Source organism: Komagataeibacter oboediens (assembly GCF_003207815.1).
GTDB classification, from domain to species: domain Bacteria; phylum Pseudomonadota; class Alphaproteobacteria; order Acetobacterales; family Acetobacteraceae; genus Komagataeibacter; species Komagataeibacter oboediens.
Map to the genome: position 1 here is coordinate 1 of NZ_NKTX01000092.1, position 7612 is coordinate 7612.

Annotated in this window: 10 protein-coding genes; 1 reads left to right on the plus strand and 9 read right to left on the minus strand. The window is 59.7% G+C overall.

Annotated elements, in window-relative coordinates; genetic code table 11:
• Window positions 1-369 precede the first annotated feature (369 nt).
• From CFR80_RS16140 to ssb, 4 genes are all read right to left on the minus strand, one after another.
• Window positions 370-1230, minus strand: a complete 861-nt coding sequence (locus CFR80_RS16140) for an ATP-dependent helicase (RefSeq protein WP_258367881.1) — start codon at window positions 1228-1230, stop codon at window positions 370-372.
• Complete coding sequence (locus tag CFR80_RS19485) at window positions 1227-1685, minus strand: hypothetical protein (RefSeq protein WP_258367882.1); 459 nt, start codon at window positions 1683-1685, stop codon at window positions 1227-1229. Before CFR80_RS19485 ends, CFR80_RS16140 begins: the two co-directional genes overlap by 4 nt.
• A 182-nt stretch (window positions 1686-1867) precedes the next feature.
• Entirely contained in the window at window positions 1868-3067 is a 1200-nt protein-coding gene (locus CFR80_RS16150) for a DUF3991 and TOPRIM domain-containing protein (protein WP_110507709.1), read from the minus strand.
• A gap of 580 nt (window positions 3068-3647) precedes the next feature.
• A complete protein-coding gene (gene ssb / locus CFR80_RS16155) occupies window positions 3648-4118 on the minus strand; it encodes a single-stranded DNA-binding protein (RefSeq protein WP_110507710.1) in 471 nt (156 codons plus the stop codon).
• Window positions 4119-4481: 363 nt separating this feature from the next.
• On the opposite strand from ssb, the gene CFR80_RS16160 reads away from it, so the two are divergent.
• Window positions 4482-4994, plus strand: a complete 513-nt coding sequence (locus CFR80_RS16160; RefSeq protein WP_110507711.1) for a hypothetical protein — start codon at window positions 4482-4484, stop codon at window positions 4992-4994.
• On the opposite strand, the gene CFR80_RS16165 is transcribed toward CFR80_RS16160, so the two are convergent.
• The 5 genes from CFR80_RS16165 to CFR80_RS16185 all read right to left on the minus strand — a co-directional run.
• The gene (locus CFR80_RS16165) at window positions 4991-5497 is read right to left on the minus strand and encodes a hypothetical protein (RefSeq protein ID WP_110507712.1); all 507 of its coding nucleotides are present in this window, start codon (window positions 5495-5497) and stop codon (window positions 4991-4993) included. The genes CFR80_RS16160 and CFR80_RS16165 overlap by 4 nt on opposite strands.
• 88 nt (window positions 5498-5585) lie before the next feature.
• On the minus strand, window positions 5586-5882 hold the full coding sequence (locus CFR80_RS16170; protein ID WP_258367883.1) for a hypothetical protein: 297 nt from the start codon (window positions 5880-5882) through the stop codon (window positions 5586-5588).
• Entirely contained in the window at window positions 5879-6262 is a 384-nt protein-coding gene (locus CFR80_RS16175; RefSeq protein ID WP_258367884.1) for a hypothetical protein, read from the minus strand. The genes CFR80_RS16170 and CFR80_RS16175 overlap by 4 nt, the downstream gene beginning before the upstream one ends.
• Window positions 6263-6319: 57 nt before the next feature.
• On the minus strand, window positions 6320-7114 hold the full coding sequence (locus tag CFR80_RS16180) for an ArdC family protein (protein WP_258367885.1): 795 nt from the start codon (window positions 7112-7114) through the stop codon (window positions 6320-6322).
• A gap of 117 nt (window positions 7115-7231) precedes the next feature.
• The coding region (locus CFR80_RS16185) for an ATP-binding protein (RefSeq protein WP_181418227.1) at window positions 7232-7612 on the minus strand (381 nt) is incomplete at its 5' end.

The window sequence follows — 7612 nt, forward strand, 5'->3', positions numbered from 1 at the left end:
TTCAGCATGAAGGCCATCGTGAACCCGTTTCTCAGAAAGGGGTCGTTTTTGGCTGCCTGTCCCCCTTCCGAAGGGGTCACTTTTCCATGCCGCTTAACATAAATACCTTACAAATAGTGAAACATGACTCAAAGTTGCTGCCTCAGGAGCAACACCTGCTGCCTCACAAAAAAACAGATACTGTTCCAGACCTCTGGCATAGGCGTCTATGGTAGCGGGCGAACGGCCAAGATTGTCGAGCAACGAAAGCCATAAGCATCCTTGAGAGTTCTCAGAAACCTGCGGATATCGTGACCATTTAGGCTCAGGCATCGTACCCTCCCTTTGCGACACGAAGGTATAGATTCAAGCCGATGTATTCCAACTAACTTATAAGATGCTCTGGGAATCATCACCCACGCAGAACAGTTCACCAGACGTCCTGCCAAGCAACGTGAGCCACAGGTACTGGGCGCGGTTCACATCCTGAAACTCGTCCGCCATCACGGCCGTAAAACGGGCGGACCATCGGCGATGGTATTCTGCATCATGCAGCATCGCGAGGGTCGGCCACATCAGCAGATCACCAAAATCCGCCGCGTTCTGCTCGCGCAAGATCGCCTGGTAACGACCATACAACCCGACGACAAAGCGCCAGCTTTCGTGATCCACATGGAGATTCGCCGACTGTCGCCTGCCGATCAGGCTTTCAACATGCGCGAAAGCAGCCACCGGTGTGATCAGATCCTCTTTCAGCCGCGCAATCCGCTCGGCCATTTTTTTAATCTGTCTCGCGTCTCCTGGCGCTCCTTCCTGCGGCACGGGAAGCTTTTCCTTCGGGACAGTCCTGATCAGGCGGCGGACGATGGCGAGACTGTCCTCGGCGTCACGAATGTCAAAGCCGCTACACAATTGCGCCACTTCAGGCTCGGCCCGTAGCTGTCGAGCAGCCAGGGCATGAAAGGTTCCAAGCCATGTCGGTACCGAGTACGGCCCAAGAACGTCTCCGATGCGCTTGCGCATTTCCTGGGCGGCCTTGTTGGTAAAGGTTACACAGAGAATCTGGCCAGGAACCATGCCATGCAGTTCGACGCGGGTTGCGACCCCGGCTGTCAGGGTTTTGGTCTTACCGGTGCCTGCCCCTGCCAGAACCAGAACATATCCCAGCGCCATCGCCGCACGCCGCTGTTCTGGCGTCAGACTGTCAAGGACGGGCGCAAGAGCGCGTGGAACGGGAAGATCACCGGTCATAGCTCTTCCAACCCTTCCGCCATGCAACCCGGGGTCGTGGTGATCTTACCGGTCGAAAGCAGGATTGTCGCCGGATAGGAAAGATTCCAGTTCCCAAGCCCGCGTTCCCAGTGTCCGTCGATAACCAGGCCCACAGGACAGCCTGGCCGCTCGTACAGGCGGACTGCACTTTGCGGTATCGGGGGATCATCTTCTGCCTGCGCCAAACGCTGGCGCAGGTGGCGGTTCCAGATGGTCTGGGCCGAGCGCGACCCGGCAAACGTCCGCGAAAGGTCTGCCTTCATCGCCAGACGCGCAATCCCCAGATCCGCATAGTCTGAAACATATCCCATGACCCTCTCCTGTGTGAGATGATCCTGCGCGCAGGACCGTTCGGCGCCCACCTCTGTGGCACGCCAGCCGTAAATGACGATCATCCCGTGATCGTCAGTGAAGGAGGCGATGCGGCCTGCCAAGTCCCGGCCTCGAGCCATCGAGGCCGCGCGTTGCCCCGCAATCGACGCGCCACGTATTCCCGCATACCCGTCGCCACCCTGGCAGAGCCGTTCGGGCATGCGCGCAGGCCAGCATATATCTGGACAAAGCCTGCAGCCCGTGATGCCGTCTGCCCGGGTGAGCCCAAAGGATTCACGCTGGTTCACAAGGACAGCCCCGGTGATGAACCTGAACGTGGCCCGGCGGGCTTGCCCACAGGTTCAGACGAAGCAGGTAATGAGGCGTCCGAAACCCGCGGCGGCCGCTGCGTGCCGTGCGCCTCGGCCTGACCCAGCCATGACGGGGAAACCGTCTCCGGCTGCGCTTTCGCCCCTGAACCCAGGACTTCGGACAGGCGGCACAAGGGCGCAACGGGAACAGAACCTGCCTCCATTCCTTCCCTGCGGGTCCTCAGGACCGCATTCCAATCCTCTCCCGGCCCTTTCGGAGATATCCGTCCTGACCAGAGACCGACGTCCCGTGCCATCGCAGCGAATTTCCCGGCATAACGATCCCCCTGCAGGTCGTTATCAACGGCAACAACCAGTCGCGCTTCAGGCTGGGCGGCGACCTGCATCATGACCCGTTTCAGGTTCGCTTCGCTCTCTGAGCTCATGCCGCCACCTGTCGAGGTATAGAGCGTTCCTTTCTGGAAGCGATCGAGTGCTGCAAAGGACAATGCGTCAATGGCCGCCTCGGTGAGGACAAGGCGCGTCACGGGTGCTTCTCCCCCGTCGGCCCGGAAACCAAAGAGACGCTTGCCAATCCCGCCCGTCGAAAACCCCTTGTAATCCGGCCCCCGCATTTCCATGCCGGTGAACTGCCCGTCCGCATCCCGGTGGCCGAACCAGGCAGTTCCGTGCGGGCCTTCCTTCAGCGCCCCCTGCTGTCCGGCAATCGCGACAATATGGTCGGGCAACCCACGGATCTCCGTCAGATAGCGCCATGCAGCCGTCCCCTGTCCGGGTGCAACGCGACGGTTCCACAGTTCAGCGGGATCGCGCCGCGGTCTGTCATCGGCTCCCTTCGTACGCTCGACAACTTCGAGCGTCGGGCTCCTGCCGATCAGGGCGCGAAGTTCCTGCCTGACATGACCGAGGTTCTTCGAGGGATCGAGATACTGGACAAGCTTGAAGACATCGCCCTTGCCGTCGCCCTTCGGGTCCCACCAGCCCTTGCCATCGTGATTGACAATAATGGCCTTACTGTCACGGCGAAATTTCAGGTTACGTGCGGAACGCTGCGCGGTGGCCTGCCGATCCAGCCGGAACCCGGCTTTCTCCAGCACAACGGCGCAGCTTACAGCATTGCGAAGCTCATCAAGTTCTCTTTGCTGTGCTTCCGGGGAAGATGTGTAAGCCATGAAAGACACTCCTTCACGAACAGCATGGGTTGTGTTTCAGACCGCTCCGGTATTTACGGTGAGTATTTGAGATGATCGTGCGGAAACATCCGACAACCTCTGTATGGTTCGTCGAGATATTGCGTCCTGATATTCCGCGTTGAGAGTTTTTATTCTGCGTAACCTGCAAAAGAATACAGGACGCACGAATGGCTGCAGTTTACGCGCGGCAGAAAACGGCATGTGCCCGCGCCACTGCACACGCATTACCGGGACTATGGACGAGCGGGCATTCACGGCGCCAGATACTCCCTGTGGAGTATCCCGTCTGCGCCCACATCATGCGACTGACGAAAAAATAAGGTTCACGAGCCCGTATAAAGGGCGATAGAGAAACAGGAGAGACACAGCTCATCCCCGATGTGGACGGACGACCGGCGTTCCGGTGTCGGCAGACAGGCGTTTCCGATCGCCCGCGCCATCAGGTCTGACAGTCCTCACAAGTATTCATGACGAGAACTGGCGCGGCAAAAGCCGCACTTTCTTCTCCCTGAACAGGCACAATGCTCCGGGTCGCTGACGACCCGGAACGCCGCGCGGCCTAAAACGGGATTTCGTCATCCACTTCCTGCGCGCTGGAAGCTGCGGCAGGAACCGGACGCTGTGCAGCGCTCCGTGAGAGACGCTCTTCATCAAAGCGTCCATCGCCCGTGCTTCGACCATTGGCCAGCACCTTCAGGTTTCCATCAAACCGATCAATGATGATCTCGGTCACATAACGGTCCTGTCCCTGCTGGTCGGTCCATTTGCGTGTCTCGAGATGGCCTTCGACATAGACCAGCGTTCCCTTCTGGCACCGACGTTCGATCACGGCCGAAAGGTGATCATTGAAAGAGACGACACGGTGCCATTGGGTTTTTTCCCTGCGCTCACCGCTGGCGCGATCGGTCCAGGTTTCACTTGTCGCCACGCCGAAGGATGCGATTTTGCCCTCCCCTTCCCTACGTGCGGCAAGATCCGGATCCCTGCCCAGGTGACCGATGATGATGGCGCGATTGACTGACTGGCTCATGGTCTTGTTCCTTTTTTCCTTCCTGATCGTCTCCCGCCCCTGCCGGATCTCTGACCTGGTGCGGTCGCGCGGAAGCGGGCCTCAGGCGGCGGGCGCAACCCCTCGGGGCGGCAGTGGTGCGGAAGCCGCGCATGCGGCTTCACGGTGCCGTCCCGACCGCAGGCCTGGGGGTTGCGCCCGACGACGACCGCTTCAGACCGCAGAAACCAGGTCAGAGACCCGGCAGGGCCGAGGTCATGCTTTTTCCTTCTGGATTTTTATTTCTGTTTTATTTTCCTATTTCGCTCATAATCGTGTCATTTCTTCTTGTACAATTATGATAATCATCCTAGAATTTCCCTGTCTCTACATTGGGAGTTCATCATGGCCGTGATTACTGCGTCGGAAGGCCGCATCACCCTGAAGGCCGACTTTCATCCCGAACTGGCAATCCAGGCCCGGCGTTATAGGGGACGTTTTCTCGGCAAGGAAACCGGCTGGTCCTTCCTCCCCGAACACGAGCAGGCGATCCGCCAGCTCTGCCAGACCCTGTATGGCGTGGATGGCACGCCAGATGCGTGGCATGACTGCTGCACCGTGCAGGTCGAAGTCGACGAGCAGGATATCCGGGCACCGCTGTGGCGCCAGTTCAACGCCGATATTTACCTCGGTGGCCGTCACGTTGTCGGTGTTTTTGGTCCCCGTCAGGCAGTTCGAACCGGCAGGGGCATAAAGTTCCTGCGCGGCCAGCCGCATTGCGCCACCCGGATCGGCGCCTACCTCATGGAGGTACCCACCGGCAGCGTTCTGGAAATCCGGAAATATCCGCGTGCCGCACTGGCGTTCTTAGGCCGGTGCCTCGACGGGCATGGCTCCTGGCGCATGGCCCAGGGCTAGAGCAGCCCGAGTTGCACGGTGGGCACGGATGAATTCGATGCCGTCGCTGTTCCGCCATGCTTTGCCTGCAGACGGGCCAGCTCCGCCTTCTCGCGCGCAACCTGTTCCTCGCGGGCACGGCTCGTCCATGCCTCGACCAGCAGGTTTTCCCGGACACGCTTCCCGATTTCCTTCTCTACATCCGACCAGACAAAAGTCGGGTCGCCCCAGCAGGGATATCGCGCAACCTGATCGAGGAAATCGCGCCGTGTGGCTGCATTGTCGAACCATGTCTGCGCGAAGCCGGTCCGATTATAATGCGCGATAAATCCGAACATATTGCTCAGCCGGTTATACAGGGCCGGGGTAAATTTTTCTGCAGGCATTCCGAGTGCGATGAACCGCAGGATCGCATTACCAAGCTTTGCCTTTTGCTGGGCCGTCGCCCATTGGGTGGGTTTCAGGACAACCGGGTCGAAAGGCGGGATCCGAAGCCGCTCGCACAGGATCGGCCCCGCCGTCATGACACCTGGCTCCGGCATCGATAGCCGTTATGAAAGCGGTTCACATCCGGCAGATCCGGAGAATACCCCTCGCCCAGGCTCTCTTCACTCATCCTTCCAGATAGCGCACTGCCACGGTCACACGGCGCGCATTGGCGAGGCTGCGCAATACGACCAGATCCGAGCGGCCCCGCATATAACGGTCTTCCCAGAGACCGGTGACGGGGTTCAGCGCAGCCGCCCCCATCGTGCCGTTCAGAAAACATTCCACGATCCACGGCCGGGTCCGATAGGGACGCCCCGAAACAGGAGCCGGAAGATCGAAGATGGTTCCACTGGCAATGGTCCCGACCCGGAGCGGGTTATTACCGCCCTGAACTGGAGACGTATAATACTGGCGGATCATGCCACGTCTCCTTTGCAGGACGCCATGTTTCCGGTTTCGGCTGCGGATCGTCCATGCAGGATCCGCGCGCCATCAGCGTCGTTATCGACCATGAGAACCCATCTGTCGGTCCCCAGGGCGCCAGTGCGGTAAGCCGCATCAAAGCCACGTGGCTTACGATCGCCCCGACGGATATGCACACTGATGGAAAACGAGCGCCCGGGATGCGCGCCGGCGGTCCTCTCACCGTAAAGCGTTACGGCAGTCAAGATTTCCGCGAGCGTCCGGGCTTCTGTCATCCCCCGTGCACCAAGGTGTTCCATCGGCAGCGCCTGAAGGATGGTGCTGCGCTCGGAACGGATGCGCACGGCGGGAGTGGCAATCAGGGCAAAGACAGGCATGATGAACTCCATCGCCCAGTGGGCCCTTGCGGGCGCACAGGTTTTCAGGGTTGGGTTTCAGGCGGCAGAAGCCACGTCCTCGAGAGACGGCTGACGTGTCGATGAGCTGAAAATGTATTGGGCCGCGGCTGAAGCAGCACTCGCTGCGGTGAAAATGGCGCGCTTGTCAGCCTTCAGCAGTGCCAGCCAGTTCCCGATGTAATCCGCATGGCGGACCGTCGGCTCGATCTGCAGTTCCGCGCGCACGAAAGCTGATGTCATCTCTGCGACCAGTTCCTCGGCCGCGTAGGCATGGTCACCAAACCGCTTGCCAAAGGTGCGCGACAGTCGGCTTTCGGACCCGGTCCAGTGCCCGATCTCGTGAAAGACGGTTCTGTACCAATCGATCTGGTTGAAATAGGACTGCTGGGGCGGAACCCGGATGAAGTCCGCATCCGGGGCATAAAATGCCTTGTCGCCACCGATGCGAATGTCCGCCCCGGTTTCGCGCATCAGCGCTTCCGCGTGCGGCACGATTTCGCGTTCCGGCAGCGGCGCGGTCGGCGTGACCATGCTCTCCGGCAGGTTCTCGCACTGGTCAAGATTGAACACCGTAAACCGCTTTAGAAACGGGATCTGGCGTGGCTCGTCGGAACCCGCTTCCGATTTTGGCGTGAAACGGTCAGCATAAAACACCGTCGTTCCCTTCTCGCCTTTCCTGACATTGCCGCCCTGCGCATGCGCCTGACGGAACGTCAGCCATTTCTGGGTAGAAAACCCCTGCATCTCTACCGAACCCCACAGCATCAGGATGTTGATCCCGGAATAGGCCCGATCGGTCGCGGCATTACGCGGCAGGGTGTCAATCGGCACTCAAAAATAACCCCTGATCGGCATGCAATATTAACCCCCTGTTGAAGGCCCGGCCTGTCTCCTGAAGCCGTAGGCGTAAGGAGACAGGCCGGGGCAGGTATGGATCTGGAGAGAGGTTCAGTTACGGTTCCTGAACCGCCAGCTTTCGTTCCCTGTCTCGATGATGTCGCAGTGATGGGTCAGACGGTCGAGCAGTGCCGTGGTCATCTTGGCGTCGGCGAATACACTGGCCCATTCACCGAAGGACAGGTTCGTGGTGACAATGACCGAGGTCTGTTCATAAAGGCGGCTGATCATATGGAACAGCAACTGTCCGCCAGACTGGGCAAAGGGCAGGTATCCCAGTTCGTCGAGGATGACAAAGTCCAGTCGGCCGAGTTGTTCGGCCAGCCGACCCGCCCTTGCCGCCCGACTGTCAGCCTCAAGCCGGTTGACCAGGTCCACCACGTTGAAGAACCGGCCACGCCGACCTGTGCGGATGCAGCTCCGGCCAATGGC

Excerpts from the sequence above, each read along its gene's own strand:
- CFR80_RS16140 (WP_258367881.1), bottom strand. The coding sequence starts at position 1,230 with ATGACCGGTGATCTTCCCGTTCCACGCGCTCTTGCGCCCGTCCTTGAC.
- CFR80_RS16175 (WP_258367884.1), bottom strand. The coding sequence starts at position 6,262 with ATGCCTGTCTTTGCCCTGATTGCCACTCCCGCCGTGCGCATCCGTTCC.
- CFR80_RS16165 (WP_110507712.1), bottom strand. The coding sequence starts at position 5,497 with ATGACGGCGGGGCCGATCCTGTGCGAGCGGCTTCGGATCCCGCCTTTC.
- CFR80_RS16160 (WP_110507711.1), top strand. The coding sequence starts at position 4,482 with ATGGCCGTGATTACTGCGTCGGAAGGCCGCATCACCCTGAAGGCCGAC.
- CFR80_RS16170 (WP_258367883.1), bottom strand. The coding sequence starts at position 5,882 with ATGATCCGCCAGTATTATACGTCTCCAGTTCAGGGCGGTAATAACCCG.
- CFR80_RS16150 (WP_110507709.1), bottom strand. The coding sequence starts at position 3,067 with ATGGCTTACACATCTTCCCCGGAAGCACAGCAAAGAGAACTTGATGAG.
- ssb (WP_110507710.1), bottom strand. The coding sequence starts at position 4,118 with ATGAGCCAGTCAGTCAATCGCGCCATCATCATCGGTCACCTGGGCAGG.